The sequence below is a fragment of the Pseudomonas sp. YA1 genome (genome assembly GCF_058680555.1).
In genome coordinates, this window is sequence record NZ_JBZWBG010000044.1 from 1 (window position 1) to 1,328 (window position 1,328).

Genomic DNA, 1,328 nt, shown 5'->3' on the forward strand with positions numbered 1-1,328 from the left:
GAGGGTGTGCAGAATTTTGTGTAACCGGGGTTAGGGTTACTGCTGCGGCAGGCGGTCTTCGTAGCTGATCGTAAAGCGAGTCAGCGCCGCCTTCCAGTCACGGATCGGCATCGTCCATTTCTTGCTGATGTTGCGTAGCGCCAGGTAGAAGAGTTTCAGCAGCGCCTCGTCACTGGGGAACGAGCCGCGGTTCTTGGTAATCTTGCGCAGGCTCATGTTCACCGATTCGATGGCGTTGGTGGTGTAGATCACCTTTCGGATCTCCGGCGGGAAGTCGAAGAACGGCGTGATCCTGGCCCAGTTGCGTCGCCAGGACTGGCCAATCGGCAGGTAGTCGTCATCCCACTTGGCCTCGAATTCACCGAGGCGCAGTTCGGCCTCGTCAGCGGTGCTGGACTGGTAAATCCGCTTCAGGTCGGCGGCGACCTCCGCCCGCCGCTTCCAGGACACGTAGTTCAGGCTGTGCCTGACCATGTGCACGATGCACAGCTGCACGCTGGTGCGCGGGAACACCGCCTCGATGGCCTCGGGGAAGCCCTTCAAGCCATCCACGCAGGCGACGAAGATGTCCTGAACGCCACGGTTGCGCAGTTCGGTCACCACCTGCAACCAGAACTTGGCGCCCTCGTTCTGGGCGATCCACAGGCCGAGGATTTCCTTCTCGCCGGCCAGGTTGATACCCAGCGCCAGATAGACCGCCTTCACCCGCACGGCGCCCTCGCGCACCTTGCTGTGGATGCAGTCGAGGTAGACGATGGGATACACCGTATCGAGCGGGCGCGACTGCCAGGCCTTGACCTCATCGGCCACCGCGTCGGTCACCGAGGAGATCAGGCTGGGTGACACCTCGGCACCGTACATTTCCTGCAAGTGCGCCTGGATCTCGCGCACCGTCATGCCGCGGGCATACAGCGAAAGGATCTTGTCGTCGAAGCCCGTCCAGCGGGTCTGGTGCTTCTCGATGATCTGCGGATCGAAGGTGCCATGCCGGTCGCGCGGTACCTCGATGGGCAGTTCACCGAACTCGCCCTTGAGTTTCTTCTTGCTGAAACCGTTGCGGGTGTTGCCCATCCAATTGCTGACAGGCTGATGCTTGTTGTGGCCCAGGTGGTGGGTCAGCTCGGCATCCAGCGCACGCTCGACCAACTTCTTGGTCAGTTGCTTGAGGATGCCGTCGGTACCGATCAAGTCTTCAGGCTTCTGATAATTGGCCAGAAGCTGATCCAGCAGTTCGTCGGTAATGGTGTGGGGCGTCTTGTTCATGGTGTCTCCAGTTCTCAGCGACAGTGTCGCTCATGAGCCGGTTACACAAAATTTCGGACACCCTC

The 1,328-nt window shown here is 60.3% G+C and carries 1 protein-coding gene; it reads right to left on the reverse strand.

Annotated features, from left to right (window positions below; all coding sequences use genetic code 11):
• Positions 1-36 precede the first annotated feature (36 nt).
• A complete protein-coding gene (locus tag AC4OR5_RS30875) occupies positions 37-1,263 on the reverse strand; it encodes an IS256-like element ISPa1328 family transposase (RefSeq protein WP_010794468.1) in 1,227 nt (408 codons plus the stop codon).
• Between the last annotated feature and the right edge of the window lie 65 nt (positions 1,264-1,328).